The organism is Brachybacterium phenoliresistens (assembly GCF_000576425.1).
GTDB lineage: Bacteria > Actinomycetota > Actinomycetes > Actinomycetales > Dermabacteraceae > Brachybacterium > Brachybacterium phenoliresistens.
This window is the reverse complement of the sequence record NZ_KK069994.1, coordinates 227,872-245,928: the sequence shown is the minus strand read 5'-3', so window position 1 is coordinate 245,928 and position 18,057 is coordinate 227,872. Positions and strand designations below refer to the sequence as shown.

At 73.6% G+C, this 18,057-nt stretch carries 15 protein-coding genes; 4 read left to right on the top strand and 11 right to left on the bottom strand.

What is annotated here, in order from left to right; all coding sequences use genetic code 11:
* Positions 1-10 precede the first annotated feature (10 nt).
* Both rpsO and ribF read right to left on the bottom strand, forming a co-directional pair.
* Entirely contained in the window at positions 11-280 is a 270-nt protein-coding gene (rpsO, locus tag BF93_RS10525) for a 30S ribosomal protein S15 (protein WP_038372468.1), read from the bottom strand.
* Positions 281-439: 159 nt separating this feature from the next.
* Entirely contained in the window at positions 440-1,522 is a 1,083-nt protein-coding gene (ribF, locus tag BF93_RS10520; RefSeq protein ID WP_038372465.1) for a bifunctional riboflavin kinase/FMN adenylyltransferase, read from the bottom strand.
* Positions 1,523-1,849: 327 nt separating this feature from the next.
* Between ribF and BF93_RS10515 the strand changes: the two genes are divergently transcribed.
* A complete protein-coding gene (locus BF93_RS10515; protein WP_038372464.1) occupies positions 1,850-3,403 on the top strand; it encodes a L,D-transpeptidase family protein in 1,554 nt (517 codons plus the stop codon).
* Between the two features lie 108 nt (positions 3,404-3,511).
* On the opposite strand, the gene truB is transcribed toward BF93_RS10515, so the two are convergent.
* The 7 genes from truB to BF93_RS10480 form a co-directional block, all read right to left on the bottom strand.
* Positions 3,512-4,492, bottom strand: a complete 981-nt coding sequence (truB, locus tag BF93_RS10510) for a tRNA pseudouridine(55) synthase TruB (protein WP_038372463.1) — start codon at positions 4,490-4,492, stop codon at positions 3,512-3,514.
* Positions 4,489-5,013 carry a 30S ribosome-binding factor RbfA gene (gene rbfA, locus BF93_RS10505; protein ID WP_038372461.1) on the bottom strand — a complete coding sequence of 175 codons (525 nt, stop codon included), beginning with the start codon at positions 5,011-5,013 and terminating at the stop codon, positions 4,489-4,491. Before rbfA ends, truB begins: the two co-directional genes overlap by 4 nt.
* Positions 5,006-6,130 carry a TRM11 family SAM-dependent methyltransferase gene (locus BF93_RS10500; protein WP_038372459.1) on the bottom strand — a complete coding sequence of 375 codons (1,125 nt, stop codon included), beginning with the start codon at positions 6,128-6,130 and terminating at the stop codon, positions 5,006-5,008. The genes rbfA and BF93_RS10500 overlap by 8 nt, the downstream gene beginning before the upstream one ends.
* A 76-nt stretch (positions 6,131-6,206) precedes the next feature.
* Complete coding sequence (gene infB / locus BF93_RS10495) at positions 6,207-9,161, bottom strand: translation initiation factor IF-2 (protein WP_038372458.1); 2,955 nt, start codon at positions 9,159-9,161, stop codon at positions 6,207-6,209.
* 95 nt (positions 9,162-9,256) lie between these two features.
* Entirely contained in the window at positions 9,257-9,562 is a 306-nt protein-coding gene (locus BF93_RS10490; RefSeq protein ID WP_038372457.1) for a YlxR family protein, read from the bottom strand.
* Between the two features lie 167 nt (positions 9,563-9,729).
* On the bottom strand, positions 9,730-10,755 hold the full coding sequence (nusA, locus tag BF93_RS10485) for a transcription termination factor NusA (protein WP_051486828.1): 1,026 nt from the start codon (positions 10,753-10,755) through the stop codon (positions 9,730-9,732).
* A 1-nt stretch (position 10,756) separates the two neighbouring features.
* Positions 10,757-11,332 carry a ribosome maturation factor RimP gene (locus BF93_RS10480; protein ID WP_051486827.1) on the bottom strand — a complete coding sequence of 192 codons (576 nt, stop codon included), beginning with the start codon at positions 11,330-11,332 and terminating at the stop codon, positions 10,757-10,759.
* 151 nt (positions 11,333-11,483) lie between these two features.
* Between BF93_RS10480 and BF93_RS10475 the strand changes: the two genes are divergently transcribed.
* A complete protein-coding gene (locus BF93_RS10475; protein ID WP_051486826.1) occupies positions 11,484-12,569 on the top strand; it encodes a DUF4439 domain-containing protein in 1,086 nt (361 codons plus the stop codon).
* On the opposite strand, the gene BF93_RS10470 is transcribed toward BF93_RS10475, so the two are convergent.
* On the bottom strand, positions 12,566-14,347 hold the full coding sequence (locus tag BF93_RS10470) for a proline--tRNA ligase (RefSeq protein WP_038372455.1): 1,782 nt from the start codon (positions 14,345-14,347) through the stop codon (positions 12,566-12,568). The genes BF93_RS10475 and BF93_RS10470 overlap by 4 nt on opposite strands.
* 311 nt (positions 14,348-14,658) lie before the next feature.
* Here BF93_RS10470 and BF93_RS10465 point away from each other — a divergent pair, with 311 nt between their 5' ends.
* Together BF93_RS10465 and BF93_RS10460 are read left to right on the top strand one after the other, a co-directional pair.
* A complete protein-coding gene (locus BF93_RS10465) occupies positions 14,659-16,290 on the top strand; it encodes a ribonuclease J (protein WP_232226321.1) in 1,632 nt (543 codons plus the stop codon).
* A 112-nt stretch (positions 16,291-16,402) separates the two neighbouring features.
* Positions 16,403-17,020 (top strand): class I SAM-dependent methyltransferase, encoded by a 618-nt coding sequence (locus BF93_RS10460; RefSeq protein ID WP_051486825.1) that lies wholly within the window; start codon positions 16,403-16,405, stop codon positions 17,018-17,020.
* Between the two features lie 79 nt (positions 17,021-17,099).
* Here BF93_RS10460 and BF93_RS10455 read toward each other — a convergent pair whose 3' ends face one another.
* Positions 17,100-17,957 carry a GNAT family N-acetyltransferase gene (locus BF93_RS10455; protein ID WP_038372453.1) on the bottom strand — a complete coding sequence of 286 codons (858 nt, stop codon included), beginning with the start codon at positions 17,955-17,957 and terminating at the stop codon, positions 17,100-17,102.
* Between the last annotated feature and the right edge of the window lie 100 nt (positions 17,958-18,057).

The following is an 18,057-nucleotide window of genomic DNA, read 5'->3' as shown; positions in this document are numbered from 1 at the left end:
CGGCTGGAGGTCATCGGCGGATGCCGAGTCGCTGGATCAGCGAACGGTACCGCTCGATCTCGACGTTCTGCAGGTACTGCAGAAGCCGCTTGCGCTGGCCGACCAGCAGCATCAGACCCCGACGGCTGTGGTGGTCGTGCTTGTGGGTCTTGAGGTGCTCGGTCAGGTAGGTGATGCGGTGCGTCAGGAGCGCGATCTGGACCTCGGGCGAGCCCGTGTCGCCCTCGCTCGTGCCGTACTCCTTGATGATCTCCTGCTTGGTGGCAGTGTCGAAAGCCATGCTCTCTCCCTCGGTCGTTGCGCGGCGCGCCGGGGCCTGTTCTCCCGGGCTCTCTGAGCGGGGCACCCCTCGCTGCGCTGCGGACCGAACGACGGCCGAGCAGGGCGACGAGGTGGATGCGCGCCCCTCCGCGGCCGAATTCACGGCGCCAGAATCGTATCAGGGACGCGGGCCGTCCAGGCCGGGGAGCGACGCGAGGGTGCGGCGGGTCACGTCCTTGTCCCGCTCCATCTGTTCGACGAGCGCCTCCACGGTCTCGAAGGTGACCGTCGGGCGCTGCCGTGCGACGAACTCGAGGACGACCAGGTCCCCGTAGAGATCGAGGTCGTGGTCGCCGTGGACGTACGCCTCGACCATGCGCGGGGCGATGCCGTCCTCGCTGGGGAAGGTGGGGTTGGTGCCGATGGAGATGGTCGCCGCGGCGCGCGACAGGGGCGGCGTGCCCCGGTGCTCGGGCGCCTGCTCGATCACGGAGAGCAGCCCGGTGTAGACCCCGTCGGCGGGGACCAGCCCCCGCGGCACCGGCCCGAGGTTCGCGGTCGGGAAGCCCAGCTCGCGGCCGCGCTTGAAGCCGTGGTGGACCACGTCGGCGACCGTGTGGAAGCGACCCAGCATCGAGGCGGCGGTGCCGACGTCCCCGTCCAGCAGCGCGGTGCGGATCTCGGAGGAGGAGACCCGGTCGCGGCGGACCTGCGCGCCGCCGATCTCCGCGATGCCGTCCGGTCCGACCTGCTCGGGCGACGTCCCGGTGAGCTCCTCGTGGCCCTGGTCCTCGACCAGCACCACGTCGAAGCCGTAGCGCTCGGCCAGCTCGCGCATGGTGGTCAGGTCGCCCTCGTTGGCCCGGCCGAAGCGGGAGTCGGCCCCCATGACCACGCAGCGCATGCCGAGCCCCTCGACCAGGAAGATCCGCACGAAGTCGTCGGCGGAGTGCTGGGCGAACTCCCCCGTGAAGGCGAGGTCCAGGACTCCGGCGATCCCCGTCCCCAGCAGGAGGCGGTCGCGGTCCTCGTGGGCCGTGATCAGCGGGGTGCGGGCCGGATCCCCCATCACGTGGCGGGGATGGGGCCAGAAGGTGAGGGCCACGGGGCGCAGGCCGCGCTGCTCGGCGGCGGCGCGCAGCCGCGCCAGCACGGCCCGATGGCCCAGGTGGACCCCGTCGAAGTTGCCGATGGTGACGGCGGTCGCGCCGAGGTCGGCGGGCACCTCCTCGAGGGAGTGCCAGAGGGGGGCGCGTGTCACGGGATGGTTCCTGTCCTTGCGGCGGGTGGGGCCCGGCGACGTCGGGAGGGGTCGCGGCCGCGATCCCGCGCGGTCGCGGGGCGTCGGCGTCGCGCCCGGCACGGGCCGGCCGCAGACCACTGTAGCGCCGCGCCGCGCCCGCGCCGCCCACGGCGCCGCAGGCGTGGCGGCGGACACGTGCCGCGCCTGTGGCCATGGCCACGTGGCGGGCGGGGGACCGTCCGGTATCGTGGTCGGGAAAGGCGGTTGAGGGGAAGTACCCCCGATGCCCCCGCACGCGCGCCCGCGTGCGGACGGAGGGAATGCCGCCAGGAAGCGAACGTATCCATGTCGAACGTGACCGACGCCGCGGCGCTCGGCGGCCCGACAGGGCCCGTCGCGCGATCCGGACGACGCCGCCTCGTGCTCATCGTGGTGGCGATCCTGGCCGTCATCGCCGTCGTCCTGACCGGCGGCGCCTTCGCCTACGCCAAGCAGTACGCCGGCAAGGCGCTGCCCGGGACCACGGTGCTGGGACAGGACGTCTCGGGCCAGACCGCGGAGCAGATCGCCGCGGCCATCGCCGAGCGCGCCGAGGGCGTCACGGTGACCGTGACCGCCGACGGCACCGACCACGAGGCCACCCTGGCCGATCTCGGCGTCAGCGTCGACGCCCCGGCGACCGCGCAGAGCGCCGTCGACCACGACGGCACCATCCCCGAGGTCCTCTCCTCGACCTGGTCGGGCGAGCGGTCCGTCGAGCCGGTGGTCTCCGTGGACCGGGCCGCCGTCGCCGCCTACGCGACCTCCCTCGTCCCCGCCGACCGCACCGTCCCGGTGGACGCGCAGGTCGTCTACGACGAGGACGAGGAGGCGTGGAAGGTCGTCGAGGGCACGCCCGGCCAGGGCGTCGAGCCCTCCGAGCTGGTCTCCGCCGTGACCGAGAACGCCCCGGCCCTGCAGGACTTCTCCGTCGAGCAGACCATCGAGGAGATCGCCCCCGCGGTCACCACCGAGGAGGCCCAGGCCGTCGTCGACGAGATCGACGCGATCCTGGAGCAGCCGATGTCGATCGCCGGTCCCGACGGCGAGACCCACGAGGTCTCCCCCGAGCGCCGCAGCGAGTGGATCTCGGTGGTCCCCACCGAGGCCGCCGACGGCCTCCAGATCGCCGTGGACGAGGACGCCGTGCGCGACTGGGTGTCCTCCCGCGCCGAGAAGGACAGCGTCGAGGCGAAGGACGGCATCGAGCAGGTCGACGCCTCCGGCAAGGTCGTCAAGGTCGTCGCCGAGAAGGAGGACGGCCTGAAGGTCACCAACACCGACGCCGTCTCCGACGAGCTGATCGCCTCGCTGCAGGGCAGGACCCCGCTCGAGGCCGCCTTCGAGACCTCGACCACCCCCGCCGAGGTCACGCAGGTGAAGGCGCCGACGGCTCCGACGGATGAGGCCACCGCCCCCGCCGAGGGCTCCACGGCGACGCCCGGTGCGGAGCCGACCGAGAAGGCCACGCCGTCCGGCGAGAAGTGGATCGACGCGGATCTGAGCAACAAGACGGTCACCGCCTACGTCGGGGACACCCCGGTGTGGGGCCCGCGCTCGATGGTCGACGGGAAGAAGGACTACGAGACGGTCACCGGCTCGTACGAGATCTACCTCCGCTACGAGAACCAGGACATGACCAATGCGTCCCGGTACGGCGAGGACGACCCGCGCTACTACTACACCGAGGACGTCCCGTGGGTGCAGTACTTCCACAACGGGTACGCCTTCCACGGCGCGCCGTGGCGCTCGTCCTTCGGCTACTCCGGCTCGCACGGCTGCATCAACATGCCGGTCTCCGATGCGAAGTGGCTGTACGACTGGGCGTCCGAGGGCACCCGCGTGGAGGTCCACTACTGATCGCCCCGCCGGCGCACGCCGGTCGCCGAAGGGCCCCGATGATCCGCGGATCATCGGGGCCCTTCGCGTTCGCGCGGTGCGCCGGACGGGAGACCGGGCCGTCTCGGCTCAGGTGCGGGCCTCGGGAGGCACCACCAGGACGGGGCGCAGCAGCCCGTCCCCGGGCTCCTCGCGGACGACCGCGGCGAGGTGCCCGGCCGGGTCGAGGGCGGCCCGGGGGCTCTCCCCCGCCGGCCCTGCGGCGGCATCCGCCGCAGCGGGGGCGGCATCCGCCGCAGCGGGGGCGGCGTCCGGCGCGGCGGGGCGCAGGGCGCGGACCTGCTTCCCATGGCCCAGGTCCCGAGCCGCGGCCTCGTCGACAGGCACTGTGGGCATCACCCGGGAGGCCGCCGCGCCGAGGCCCAGCAGCGGCAGGTCGACGTCGTCGCCCTCGCCGCGCGCCGGGACGTGCACGGACTCGCCGACGCGGAAGGGGCCGACCTCCTCGCGGCGCAGCGCCGTGAGGTGCCCGCCGACGCCGAGGGCCGTCCCGAGGTCGCGGGCGAGCGCGCGCACGTACGTCCCCGAGCTGCAGGTGACGACCGCGTCGAGGTCGAGGAAGCCGCCCTCGCGCCGGGACGCGGTCACCGCGAAGCGGGAGATCGTCACCGGCCGTGCGGCGAGCTGGACGTCCTCCCCCGCCCGGGCACGGGCATAGGCCCGCTTCCCGTCGACCTTGATGGCGCTCACCGTCGAGGGCACCTGGAGGATGTCCCCGCGCAGCGGTGCGAGCGCCGCCTCGACCTGTGCGAGGGAGATCCCGGAGGCGTCACGCGCCGGACCGATCGGCTCGCCCTCGCGGTCGTCGGTGGTGGTGGCGGCGCCCAGGCGGATCGTCGCCGTGTAGGTCTTGGGCAGCCCCACCAGATGGGTGAGCAGCCGTGTCCCCTGACCGATCCCCAGGATCAGCAGGCCGGTGGCCATCGGGTCCAGGGTGCCGGCGTGCCCGACCTTCTTCGTCCCCAGCAGCCAGCGGACGCGGGCGACCACGTCGTGGCTGGTGCGGTCGGGGGCCTTGTCGACCAGGAGGACGCCGTGGGGCGCACTCACGCGCGCGGCTCCTCGGCATCGCCCTCGCGATCCTCGGAGTCGTGCTCGTCCTCGTCCAGGTCGTCGTCCTCGAGGTCGTCGTCCTCGAGGTCGGGGTCGTCCTCGCGCGGCTGGCGGTAGGGATCCGCCTCCCCCGCGTACTGGGCGCCCTCCTTGAGGCCGGAGAGCTCCGCGTCGCGATGACGGGCCTCGACCAGGAGGTCGTCGATGGTCCGGGCGTTCTCGGGGATCGCATCGGCGATGAACTCGAGCGAGGGGGTCAGGCGCACGGTCGTCTGGCGGCCGACCTCGCTGCGCAGCATGCCGGTCGCGCTGCGCAGGGCGGCGGCCGTGCCCTCGCGCTCCTCCTCGGTGCCGTACACGGTGTAGAAGACGGAGGCGTGCTGGAGGTCGCCGGTCACGCGCACGTCGGTGATCGTCACGAAGCCCAGGCGCGGGTCCTTGACCCGGGTGTCCAGGGCGGTCGCCACGATCACCTTGATGCGATCGGCGAGCTTTCGGGCGCGGGGGTTCTCATGCATGGGAGGTCCTTTCCTCGGGGGCGCCGAGCGCACGCAGCGCCTCGGCACGGGGGTGATCGCTGCGTACGGCCAGCAGCACATCACGGTCGATGGCCTGGTCCACGCGGTGGCGGAAGGCGCCGTCGGCGCTGACCACGTCCAGGCCGGCCTCGGCGAGCACGGCGCGCGCCTCGGCGTACGGCGCGGTGCGACGGTTCACGGCCAGCGCCATGCCGGCGCCGGCACGCATGAGCCGGCGCCACACCGGGGCGGCGTCGGCGAGCACCTCGAGCGGGGAGCGGCGCACCGCGCCCCGGTGATGCGCGCCGTGCTGGATGCCGTAGGGGAGATCGGCGACCACGGCGTCCATGCGCCCGTCGGGCAGCACGTGGCCGAGGTCGAGGGTGTCGCAGCCGAGCACGGTGATGCTCTGGCCGCCGGCGCGCAGGGACTGCTTGTCCGGCGCCAGCTGCGCGTCGAACCGGCTGCCGATGGTCCGGCCGCGCACGGTGAGCCGGCGGGCATCGGAGGAGTGCCGGTAGCGGTGACCGCGCGCCCAGGTGAGCAGGAACGTGCGGTACGCGTCGGTGTCCTTGCGGTCCAGCTCCGCGCCGATCGGGCTCAGGCCCAGGCGCAGGGCACGGTTCAGGGTGGTGCCGCGACCGCACATGGGGTCCAGCAGCGTCAGGCTGCCCTCCAGCAGGCGATCGCGATGCTCGCTGAGCGCCGCGGCCGTGTTGATCAGCAGGGCGGTGAACTGCTCGTTGGTCTTGCCCGGATACTTCAGGGTGGTCTCGAGATCGCTGGGATGGCGCAGCACCGGCGCCAGCGGAACCGGTCGCAGGAGCGGCGTCGGGTCCTGGTCCGCGGGCTCGCCCGCGGCCTCCGGCGGCTCGGCAGGCTCGTACAGCGCCATGACGCCGGACAGGGTCGAGACGACGGGGACGAGCTCCCGGACGGGCGCATCGGCCGTGATCTCCAGGTGGTCGAGCCCGGCGAGGGTGCGCTCGCGCACCCGGATGCCCGCGAAACGGGTCCGCAGGACCCAGTGCGCCTCCTGGACGCACAGAGGCCCTGCGGACTCGGTGTAGACGCGGTTGGCCGAGGGGGCGCGCAGGGCGAGCAGTCTCGTGCTCACGCGGCTCTCCCTCTCTGCCCCGCCGGTGCCTGCGACCCGTGACGGGCGGCCCCGGAGGACCGCCCGTCACGACCGGTCACTTCGCGCCGGCCTGGCGCGGCTTCTCGCGCATCTCGTAGGTGGTGATGACGTCCTCGAGCTGCAGGTCGTTGAAGGAGCCGAGGTTGATACCGCACTCGAATCCCTCGCGGACCTCGGTGACGTCGTCCTTGAAGCGACGCAGTCCCGCGATCTCGAGGTTCTCCGTGATCACCACGCCGTTGCGGGTGATCCTGGCCTTCGCCCCACGACGGATCTCCCCGCTGCGGACGATGGAGCCGGCGATGTTGCCGAACTTGGAGGACCGGAAGATGTCGCGGATCTCCGCGGAGCCCGTCTCGACCTCCTCGTACTCCGGCTTGAGCATGCCCTGCAGAGCCTGCTCGACCTCCTCGATGGCACGGTAGATCACGCTGTAGTACTTGATCTCCACGCCCTCGCGGTCGGCGTACTCCGCGTTCTGGCCCTCCGCGCGCACGTTGAAGCCGATGATCACGGCGTCCGAGGCGACGGCGAGGTTGATGTTGTTCATCGTGATCGCGCCGACGCCGCGGTCGATGATGCGCAGCTGCACATCCTCGCCGACGTCGATGCCCAGCAGCGACTCCTCGAGCGCCTCGACGGAGCCCGCCGCATCGCCCTTGAGGATGAGGTTGAGGGTCTCGACCTTGCCCTCGGCCATGGCCTTGTTGATGTCCTCGAGGCTGATGCGCTTGCGGGACTTCGACAGGGCGGCCGCACGCTTGGCGGCCTCGCGCTTCTCGGCGATCTGGCGGGCGGTGCGGTCGTCCGGGGCGACCAGGAGGGAATCGCCGGCCCCGGGGACCGAGGTCAGACCCAGCACCTGGACGGGACGGGACGGGCCCGCCTCGTCGATCGCATCGCCGTTCTCGTCGAGCATGGCGCGCACGCGGCCGTAGCCGGAGCCGCAGACGATCGAGTCCCCGACCTTCAGCGTGCCCTGCTGGACCAGCACCGTGGCGACCGGGCCGCGACCGCGGTCCAGGTTCGCCTCGATGGAGACGCCGCGGGCGTCCTTGTCCGGGTTCGCCCGCAGGTCGAGCGCGGCGTCCGCGGTGAGCAGGACGGCCTCGAGCAGCGCGTCGATGTTCAGGTTCGCCAGGGCGGAGACCTCGACGAACATGGTGTCGCCGCCGTACTCCTCGGCGATCAGGTTGTACTCGGTCAGCTGCTGGCGGATCTTGTCCGGGTTCGCGCCGTCCTTGTCGATCTTGTTGATCGCGACCACGATCGGGACGTTCGCCGCCTGGGCGTGGTTGAGCGCCTCGATGGTCTGCGGCATGACGCCGTCATCGGCCGCGACCACGAGGATCGCGATGTCGGTGACCTGGGCGCCACGGGCACGCATGGCCGTGAAGGCCTCATGGCCCGGCGTGTCGATGATGGTGATCGCGCGGTCGGCGCCCTCGTGCTCCACCGACACCTGGTAGGCGCCGATGTGCTGGGTGATGCCCCCGGCCTCGCCGGCGGCCACCTTCGAGCTGCGGATCGTGTCGAGCAGGCGGGTCTTGCCGTGGTCGACGTGGCCCATGACGGTGACGACCGGCGGCCGCGGGAGGCGGTCCTCGTCGTCCTCGTCCTCGAGCTCGGCATCGAGGTCGATGTCGAACTGCTCGAGCAGCTCGCGCTCCTCGTCCTCCGGGGAGACGATCTCGATCTTGTAGCCGAGCTCGGTGCCGAGCAGCTGGAAGGTGTCCTCGTCCAGGGACTGGGTGGCCGTGGCCATCTCGCCCATCGCGAAGAGCACCGTGATCAGCGACGCGGGGTTGACGTCGATGCGATCGGCGAAGTCGGTCAGCGAGGCGCCGCGGCGCAGGCGCACCACGGTCGAGCCGTCACCGCGAGGGACCTGCACGCCGCCCGGGGCGGGCGCCTGCATCTGCTCGAACTCCTGGCGCTTCGCGCGCTTCGACTTGCGCGAGCGCGCCGGCTTGCCGCCGCGCCCGAAGGCGCCCTGGGTGCTGCCGCGGCCGCCGCGGCCGCCGCGCGGACCGCCGCCACCGCCGCCGGGGAAGCCCCCGCCGCCGCCGGGACCGCCGCCGGGACGACCGCCGCCGCCGGCACCGGGACGACCGCGGCCGCCCGGTGCGGGACGTGCTCCGCCGCCCTGACGGGAGTCGGCGAGACCGCCGGAGGAGTGCTGGCGCATGATGCCGGGGGTCGGCATGCCCGGACGGGGCGCACCGCCGCCGGGACGCGGGGCGCCGCCGGGACGGGGAGCGCCCTCGCCGCGGGCCGGACGGCCTGCGGACTGGTCGTTCCCGCCGCGCTGCGGACGCGGACCGCCCGGACGGGGCATGCCCTGCGAGGACGCGAAGGGGTTGTTGCCCGGACGGGCCGGACCGCCGCCGGGGCGCGGGGCACCGCCGCCGCGCGGACGGGGGCCGCCCGGACGGGGCATGCCCTGCGAGGTGGCGAAGGGGTTGTTGCCCGGACGGTTGGAGCCGCCGGGACGCGGAGCGGAGCCCGGCTTGGGGGCGCCGCCGGGGCGGGGCGCGGACTGCTCCTCCGCCGCCGGAGCGGGCTTCGGCTGCGCTCCGGGACGCGGTGCCGCGCCGGGACGGGCGGCGGGGGCGCCGGGACGGCGCTCGGACGGCGCCGGGGCGGCGGGGCGCTCCTCGGCCTGCGGGCGATCCGCGGCCGGGGTGCGGGGAGCGGACTGCTCCGCCGGCGATCCGGCGGCCGGGGCCGCGGGCTTCTCGGCGGCAGGGCGCGGCGCCGGCTTGGAGCCGGGCTTGGGCGCGGACGGGCCGCCGGGGCGCGGGGCGCCGGCGGGCTTGGGGGTTGCGGGGCCGCCGGAGCTGCCGGCGGAGTCGCCGGGGAACTGCTCGCGCAGACGGCGGGCGACGGGTGCCTCGATGGTCGACGAGGCGGAGCGGACGAACTCGCCCATGTCCTGCAGCTTCTGCAGAACGACCTTGCTCGGCTGTCCGAGCTCCTTGGCGAGCTCGTGGACGCGGACCTTAGCCACATTTCTCCTGTCTCGGTCCGGCCGACAAGAGGGCGCGGACCATTAATTCCTGAGGGTGCTCATGCTCGAGTACTCATCGGATGTCCATGGTTCTTCTACCTTTTCCACGATGTGGTGGGGGCGAGCTCCTCGAGGTCTCCCACGAGAAGCCCGGTGTCGACCGCGCCCCGGAAGGACCGGGCCAGGCCGCCCCGCGTGATGGCGAGGTCGAGGCACTGCGCGTCGGCGTGGATCCAGGCCCCGCGTCCGGGTGCCGACCGCGAGGGGTCGTACCGGATGCGCGGCGCGGCTCCGGGGAGGGTCTCCTCCCGGACCAGGCGCAGCAGCTGCGCGCGGGGGGCGGCCTTGCGGCAGCCGACGCACGTGCGCTCGGGACCGGTGCGCTCCGCGTCATGTCCCACGTGCGCACCTCCGTTCCCAGCGCCTCCGCGCCCCCTGCCCGGCCCGCGAGGCGAGCCGGCCGATGAGGCGTGAACAGCCTCCCCAGTGTAGCGGACGGCGTCCGGGACCGGCGGGCCGGGGAGGCGTGGGCCACATCGCACCGCCCGACCTCCCCGCGGCCGGCGGCTCAGGAGGACGGATCCTCCGGGGCGGGCGCCGGCGCGACGGCGACATGGGCGCTGTCCTCCCCCGCCCCCTCGGGACGGATGTCGATCTTCCAGCCCGTGAGCTTGGCCGCGAGGCGCGCGTTCTGCCCCTCCTTGCCGATCGCGAGGGAGAACTGGTTCTCCGGGACCGTCGCGCGGACGGCGCGGCCGACCTCGTCGATGACCACGACGCTGGTCACCCGCGAGGGCGAGAGGGCATGGGCGACATAGCTCGCCGGGTCCTCGTCGAAGTCGACGATGTCGATCTTCTCGCCGCCGAGCTCGTTCATGACCGCGCGCACGCGCGCGCCCATCGGCCCGATGCAGGCGCCCTTGGCGTTCAGCCCGGGGATCGTCGCCCGCACGGCGATCTTCGTGCGGTGGCCGGCCTCTCGCGCCAGGCCGGCGATCTCGACCGAGCCGTCGGCGACCTCGGGGACCTCGAGCGCGAACAGGCGCCGCACCAGGTTCGGGTGCGAGCGCGAGAGCGTGATCTGAGGGCCCTTCATGCCGCGGCGGGCCTCCACGACGTAGGCGCGGATCCGGCGGCCGTGGGAGTAGTCCTCCCCCGGCACGCGCTCGTGCGGGGGCAGCACCGCCTCGACGCCGCCGAGGTCCACCAGGACCATGCGCGGGTCGCGGCCCTGCTGGATCACGCCGGAGACGATGTCCTCGGTGCGGTCGGCGTACTCGCCCAGCACCGCCTCGTCCTCGAGCTCGCGGATGCGCTGGAAGATGACCTGCCGCGCGGTGGACGCGGCCACCCGGCCGAAGTTCTCGGGGGTGTCGTCCCACTCCTCGACGATGTTGCCCTCGCCGTCGAGCTCGCGGGCGAGCACCGAGACCGCGCCGGTCTTCTCGTCGATGACGACCTCGGAGTCCTTCACCGGGTGGTCCGTGTGCAGGTAGGCGGCGTGCAGCGCCCGGCGGATCGCGTCCAGCAGCACGGGCAGGCTGATGTCCCGCTCGCGCTCCAGCGCGCGCAGTGCGCCCATATCGATGTCCATGTCAGCGCTCCTTCGTAGGGGTGTCGGTGCTCGTCGCGCCGTGCGCGTCGCCCGGAGGGGCGGAGAACTCGATCTCGACGCGGGCGCTCTCGACGTCCGCGATCGGCAGGTCCAGGACCTCCGGGGTGCCGGCGGGGAGGCGCTGCGGCCGGCCGCGGGAGTCCAGGGGGCGCTGCGGGCGCAGGCGCAGGACATCGCCGTCGACGTCCTCCAGGCGGGCCAGCAGCTCGGTGCCGTCGGTGCGCACCAGGCGCACGAGGCGGGTCCGGGCGCGGCGGAAGTGCCGGGGCTCGCTCAGCACGCGCTCCGCGCCGGGGGTGGTGACCTCCAGCACGGACGGGCCGGGGCCGATGAGGGACTCGTCCTCGTCCAGCAGCGCGGAGATCTCCCGGGAGGCGTCCGCGACGGTGTCGAGGTCGGCGCTGCCGATCCGATCCTCGGGCAGGTCCACGACGACGCGGATCTCGGTGGTGCCGCCGCGCGTGCGCAGGCTCAGCTCCTCGAGCACGAGCTCGTGCCGGGCGAGGATCGAGGAGATCGGTCCGTCCAGCGCGGCGGGCATGTGCTCATCGGTCATGCGGAGCTCTCCTCGTCTTGATTTGTCATGCGCCCCTGCGGCGGCTCCCGGCGCGCCGGGAGCGCAGCGGATGCGTGGTCCAGCCTATCGCGAGCGGCCGCGCTCGCGCCCCGAGGCGGGCCGGTCAGGACCGGATGCGAGAATCAGCACCGTGACCCGTGCCGCCCGCCGCTCCCGTCCGCACCCGAGCTCCCCCGTCACGGCCCGCCGGTCCCTGCTGCTCGCGGCGGGGGTCGGGAGCCTGGGCCTCGCCACGGGCTGCGCCCGGCTCCCGGTGCGCCTGGGGCAGCCGGACGCCTACACGCCGCCGCCCCCGGGGATCGACGACCTGTACCGGGTCGATCTGCTCGACGCCCTCGCGCAGGCGATCGCGCTGGCCGGCTCCGCGAGCGACGTGCGCGCGGCCCAGGCCGAGCTGCCCGACCTCCTCGTGGGCGCCCTGCAGGAGCAGCGCGGGGCGCTGCTGACCGGCGCCGAGGCCGAGGACGAGACCTCTGCGGCGGCGTCCGGGGGCGCGGAGTCCCCCACCGTCGCGGCCCCCACCGCCATGGCCTCCGACGGCGGCGGGGCGACGGTCGACGCGGTCGCCCTGGTCGCCTCCCTGGTCGCCCTGCGGGATCTGTGCGTGCAGGCGGCTCGGCAGGTCTCGGGCTCGCTGTCGCGGCCCGTCACCGCGATCGGGGCATGGACGGCCTGGGCGACGGCCCGGCTGGTGGCGCTGCTGCCGCAGGCGGCATCGGCCCTGACCCCTCTGCCCGCACCTGAGGACGTGGTCCCGACCCGCGAGGTGCCCGAGACCGATCCCCCCTCGGTCGGCGCCCAGGTCGACTTCCACGGCACCCTCGAGACCGCGCAGACGGACGAGTGGTACGTCGGCTACGTGTACGAGGTGCTGGCCGCACGCAGCGGGGGAAGCACCCGCGAGGCGCACCTGGCCGCCCGCGACCTGCACCGCTCGCGGGCCGAGCAGCTCGCCGCGATCGCCGTCGAGGCCGGGGCCCCGGTGCCGGTGCGCCAGGCCGTCTACCCGCTGCCGAGCTCCTTCGGGTCCGCCGCAGGCATCGACGCCTGGCCGTCCCAGGCGTCGCACGATCTCCTGACCACGTACCTCGCCCTGGTGGGCGCCGCCCCCTTCGCGCAGCGACCGCTGCCGATCGTGGTCGCGCTGACCGAGGCGGCGGCGCTCGCCCCGCACGTCGGCCGGCTCGAGGCGCTGCCCTCCTTCGACGAGGACTAGGCGCGGACCTCCGCGAGGGTCTCCTCGACGACCTCGGACAGCGCCACGTTCCGCGAGGTGCCGCCGGCGCGGTCGCGCAGCTCGACCGTGCCCTCGGCCAGCCCCCGCCCCACGACCACGGAGGTGGGGATGCCCAGCAGCTCGGCGTCCTTGAACTTCACGCCCGGGGACACCTTGGGGCGGTCGTCGTAGAGGACCGTGAGCCCGGCGGCCTCGAGGGCGAGGGCGATCCTCTCGGCCTCCTCGAAGACGGCGGCGTCCTTCCCGGTGGCGAGGACGTGGACATCGGCCGGGGCCACGGCGCGCGGCCAGGCGAGGCCCTTCTCGTCGTGGTGGGTCTCGGCCAGGGCCGCCACCGCGCGGGTGACGCCGATCCCGTAGGAGCCCATGGTGACCGTGGCCTGCTTGCCGTTCTCGTCGAGGACCTTCAGATCCAGCGCCTCGGCGTACTTGCGGCCCAGCTGGAAGATGTGCCCCATCTCCATGCCGCGGGTCTTGCGCAGCGGGCCGGAGCCGTCGGGGGCCGGGTCGCCGTCGCGCACCTCGGCGGCCTCGATGGTGCCGTCGGCGGTGAAGTCGCGGCCGTACACCAGGTCGTAGACGTGCTTGTCCGCCTCGCCGGCGCCCGCGACCCAGCGGCTGCCGGGAACGACCCGCGGATCCACCAGGTACCGGATCTTCGAGGGCGCGTCGAGGCCGAGGCCCTCCGGGCCGATGAATCCCTTGGCCAGGACCGGGTAGCGGGCGAAGTCCTCGTCGGTGAAGGGCGCGGCGATCGCCGGGGCCAGCGAGGACTCCAGTCGCTTGGGGTCGACCTCGCGGTCGCCGGGCAGGGCGATGACCAGCGGCTCGGTGGAGCCGTCGGGCATGGTGAGCATGTAGACGAGGTGCTTGAGCATCTCGTAGCGGGTCCACTCCCCCGAGGGCGCGACCGGGCCCTGCCCCGGGAACGCCTGGTTCGAGAAGTCCGTGAGGGCGGCGATCGTGCTGGCGCCCGGCGTGTGCTCGACATGGGCGGCCGGCAGCGCGGCGATCTCCTCCGCCGACAGCGAGGCCGGAGGCAGCGTGGTGACGGCCTCGACGTTGGCGGCGTACCCGCCGTCGGAGACCACGAAGGTGTCCTCGCCGACGGGGGTGGGGTGCAGGAACTCCTCGGAGCGGGAGCCGCCCATGGCGCCCGCATCGGCCTGGCAGATCACCGTCTCCAGCCCCAGGCGCGCGAAGATCCGCTGGTAGGCGGCGCGCTGGGCGGCGTAGGACGCCTCCAGCCCCTGGTCGGAGATGTCGAAGGAGTAGGCGTCCTTCATGACGAACTCGCGCACCCGCAGCAGACCGGCGCGGGGACGGGCCTCGTCGCGGTACTTCGTCTGGATCTGGTACAGCGTGGTCGGCAGGTCCTTGTAGGAGTTGAACAGGTCCTTGACCGTGAGCGCGAACATCTCCTCGTGGGTGGGCGCGAGCAGGTAGTCCTCGCCGCGCCGGTCCTGGAGGCGGAACAGCAGCGGGCCGTACTCCTCCCAGCGGCCGGTCGCCTCGTAGGGCGCGCGCGGCTGCAGCGCCGAGAACAGCACCTCCTGGCCGCCGGCGGCGTCCATCTCCTCGCGCACGATCTGCTCGACCTTGCGCAGCACCTTCAGACCCAGCGGCAGCCACGTGTAGACGCCGGCGGCGCTGCGGCGGATATAGCCGGCGCGCACGAGCAGCTTGTGGCTGGCGACCTCGGCGTCGGACGGATCCTCACGCAGGGTGCGGATGAACGACGAGGACATGCGGATCATGGGCGGGCCTTTCACGATGACGGGTGACGTCATCGTAGTAGAGCGGCGACCCCCTCACGGACAGGGCCGGGCACCCGGATCGCCGCGGAACCGGCCGCCCCCGACCGGCCAGGAGTGACGTGCATCGGATCCGGGGATCCGGGACCCCGGCCCGGCGCCCGCCGTGCCGTACCGTGACGGTGTACCTCGCTGCGCCCACGTGAGCGCGCGAGCACCGAACTTCGACCGCAGTCCCCCCTTTCGAGAGAGAGTCCTCCATGCCCCTCGGCCATCGTCACCTCACCGCACCCCCGCGCCTGCCCAAGGGAGGGATGCGCATCACCGCCCTGGGCGGCCTCGGCGAGGTCGGCCGGAACATGACCGTGTTCGAGCACGCCGGCCGGCTGCTCATCGTGGACTGCGGCGTGCTCTTCCCCGAGGAGCACCAGCCGGGCATCGACGTGATCCTGCCCGACTTCACCTCGCTGCGCGACCGCCTCGACGACATCGACGCCATCGTCCTCACCCACGGGCACGAGGACCACATCGGCGGCGTTCCGTACCTGCTCAAGGAGCGGGCCGACATCCCGATCATCGGCTCCGAGCTCACGCTGGCGTTCATCACCGCGAAGCTCAAGGAGTTCCGCATCACCCCCAAGACCATCCAGGTCGCCGCCGGGGAGCGCCGCACGGCCGGAGGCTTCGACCTCGAGTTCGTCGCGGTCAACCACTCCATCCCCGACGGCCTCGCGGTGGCGATCCGCACCCGCGCGGGCCTGGTGCTGCACACCGGCGACTTCAAGATGGACCAGTTCCCCCTGGACGACCGGATCACCGACCTGCGCGCCTTCGCCCGCCTCGGCGAGGAGGGCGTCGACCTCTTCCTCACCGACTCCACCAACGCCGAGGTCCCGGGGTTCACCATGTCCGAGCGGGACCTCACCCCCGCGATCGACAAGGTCTTCGCCTCCTCCCCGCGCCGGATCATCGTCTCGAGCTTCGCCAGCCACGTGCACCGCATCCAGCAGGTGCTCGACGCCGCCCACGCCAACGGCCGCAAGGTCGCCTTCGTCGGCCGCTCGATGGTGCGCAACATGGGGATCGCCCGCGACCTGGGCTACCTGAACATCCCCAAGGGCCTGGTCGTCGACTTCCGCAAGATCCAGTCGATGCCCGACCACAAGATCACCCTGATCTGCACCGGGTCGCAGGGCGAGCCGATGGCCGCGCTGGCCCGCATGGCCAACGGCGACCACCAGATCCAGGTCGGCGAGGGCGACACCGTGCTGCTGGCCAGCTCGCTGATCCCCGGCAACGAGAACGCCATCTACGGGATCATCAACAAGCTCATCGACCTCGGCGCGAACATCGTCCACAAGGGCAACGCCAAGGTCCACGTCTCCGGCCATGCCAGCGCCGGCGAGCTCGTCTACTGCTACAACATCGTGCGCCCCAAGAACGTCATGCCGGTGCACGGCGAGTCCAAGCACCTCCACGCCAACGCCGAGCTCGCGCGACGCACCGGCGTGCCGGCGGAGAACGTCGTGGTGGTCTCCGACGGCGTCACCGTCGACCTCGTCAAGGGCCGCGCCCGCGTCTCGGGGAAGGTCCCGGCCGGGCTGGTCTACGTCGACGGGCAGACGATCGGCACCGCCACCGAGGACACCCTCGCCGAGCGCCGGCTGCTCGGCGACGGCGGCGTCGTCACCGTGGTGGCCCTGCTGGACCCCAAGACCAACCAGCCCGCCGAGCCGCTGGAGTTCCTCACCAAGGGCTTCGTGCACGACGACCACACCTTCGACGGCGCCTCGGTCGCCGTGTCGAAGGCGCTCAAGCACGCCACCCCGGACCAGGTCGACGACATCGGCGCCCTGGAGAAGATCATCGTCGAGGCGGTCAGCTCCTACCTGCGCCGCACCTACCGCCGCGAGCCCGCGGTGATGGCGGTCGTCGTCGACGCCTGATCCCGCGGAGATCCCGGCACGCCGGCCGGACGGGGCGGGGGCATCCACCAGGCGGTGGGCGCCCCCGCCTCGTCGTTCCCGGGCGGTCGACGCCTCGCCGTAGGCTGGGCGCATGACCGACGGCGCGCTGCGACTCCCCGGCGCCGCCGAGCGCGACTTCGGGGCCTACAACGCCGCCCAGCGCGGCCGACCGGTGCGTCCCCTCGCGACGCAGGCGACGCAGCTGGCCGGTCCCGGTGCAGGGCGCACCGCCCTCGAGCTGGGCTGCGGCCTCGGCATCGAGACGCGCCACCTGGCCGAGCACGGCTGGCACGTGCACAGCCTCGACGCGGACCCGAGCGTCGGTCCCGCCCTCCGCGAGCTCGCCGGGCGCTGGCCGATCCGCCATCGCACCGCGTCCCTCGAGGAACCGCCGTCGCTGGAGCCCTGCCAACTGCTGCTGTCCTGCGCGACGCTGCCCTTCGTCCGCCGGCAGCGCTTCGCGGCGCTGTGGGCCGCGATCCGCGGGGCCCTGCTGCCCGGAGCCGTGCTGGCGGTGGACCTGTTCGGCGTGCGCGACGACTGGGCCGGTGGGGACGGGACGTTCCACTCCCGGGAGGAGGCCCTCGCGCTGCTGGACGGGCTCGAGGTGGTCGCGATGGTCGAGGACGAGCGCGACGGCCGCGCGTTCTCGGGCCCCAAGCACTGGCACACCTTCCGCATCCTCGCCCGGCAGCCGGCAGCGGGCTGAGCCCGAGGTCCGTGCCGGAGGTCGCCCGACGGGAACCGGGAGAGCGGCGGCCATCGTGTGCCCGACGGGCACCGGGCGCTCAGAACAGGATCGTGGCGAGCTCGCCGGCCTGGGTGAAGCCGGCGGCGGCATAGGCGCGGCGCGCCGGATCGTTGAAGTCGTTGACGTACAGCGAGACCTGCGGGGCGTGGTCCCGGCGGACCAGCTCGACCATCTCCCGCATGGCCCGCCGCGCGATGCCCTGGCCGCGCAGCGGCGGCGGCACCCACACCCCGTGGATCTGGGCGACGGGGCCGAAGATCGCCCCGACGTCGGCCTTGAAGCAGATCTCGCCGTCGCGCTCGACGATGTAGGTGCGCCCTGCGCCGACGAGCGCGCGCACGCGCGCCCAGTAGGCCCGGCCGCCGTCGAAGGCGGTGGGATCCGTGCCGACCTCCTCGCGGAACATCGCCACGGCGTGGTGGTACACCTCCTCGGCGTCCTCGGGCCGGGCGGGGCGCACGGCGAGCCCGCCGTCGCCCGGCAGCGCTCCCGGGGCCTCGGTCGCCACCAGCAGCGGCTGGCTCCACCGGTACTCGCGCACCATCGGCCCCCAGCGCGGGGCCAGGGTGCGCCAGACCCGTTCGACGGCGCGCCGCTCCCCCACCACCGAGCTCGCCCGGCGCCTCCCGGTCGCGACGGAGGCGGCGAGGTCGTCCAGGACCGCGTCGTCCTGCGCCATCGGCGAGAGGTTCACGCCGTTCCACAGCAGCCCGGTCGGGGCGTCCTCGGGACCGGTCCGGCTGAACTCGTGCGCCAGGCTCGCCGTGCCGCGCAGCTCCATCAGCCGCGCCCCGGGCAGGGCGTTCACCAGGGGATCCCGCAGGGCGTGGCGCAGCGCCGCGGCCTCGCCGTCGTGCCGCACGGGTCGCACCCGTGCCTCGGACCGTCGGAACATGCGGGCCTCAGCCACCGTGCTCCGTGCCCGCACGGCGGTGCACGGCGCCGTGGGGCACGAGGCGGGGCGCGGCCACGGCGGGCGCACGGCCCGGCCGGGG

Excerpts from the sequence above, each read along its gene's own strand:
- BF93_RS10460 (WP_051486825.1), top strand. The coding sequence starts at position 16,403 with ATGACCGACGGCGCGCTGCGACTCCCCGGCGCCGCCGAGCGCGACTTC.
- BF93_RS10455 (WP_038372453.1), bottom strand. The coding sequence starts at position 17,957 with ATGTTCCGACGGTCCGAGGCACGGGTGCGACCCGTGCGGCACGACGGC.
- BF93_RS10515 (WP_038372464.1), top strand. The coding sequence starts at position 1,850 with ATGTCGAACGTGACCGACGCCGCGGCGCTCGGCGGCCCGACAGGGCCC.
- nusA (WP_051486828.1), bottom strand. The coding sequence starts at position 10,755 with ATGGACATCGATATGGGCGCACTGCGCGCGCTGGAGCGCGAGCGGGAC.
- rpsO (WP_038372468.1), bottom strand. The coding sequence starts at position 280 with ATGGCTTTCGACACTGCCACCAAGCAGGAGATCATCAAGGAGTACGGC.
- BF93_RS10480 (WP_051486827.1), bottom strand. The coding sequence starts at position 11,332 with ATGACCGATGAGCACATGCCCGCCGCGCTGGACGGACCGATCTCCTCG.
- BF93_RS10470 (WP_038372455.1), bottom strand. The coding sequence starts at position 14,347 with ATGATCCGCATGTCCTCGTCGTTCATCCGCACCCTGCGTGAGGATCCG.
- BF93_RS10465 (WP_232226321.1), top strand. The coding sequence starts at position 14,659 with ATGCGCATCACCGCCCTGGGCGGCCTCGGCGAGGTCGGCCGGAACATG.
- rbfA (WP_038372461.1), bottom strand. The coding sequence starts at position 5,013 with ATGCATGAGAACCCCCGCGCCCGAAAGCTCGCCGATCGCATCAAGGTG.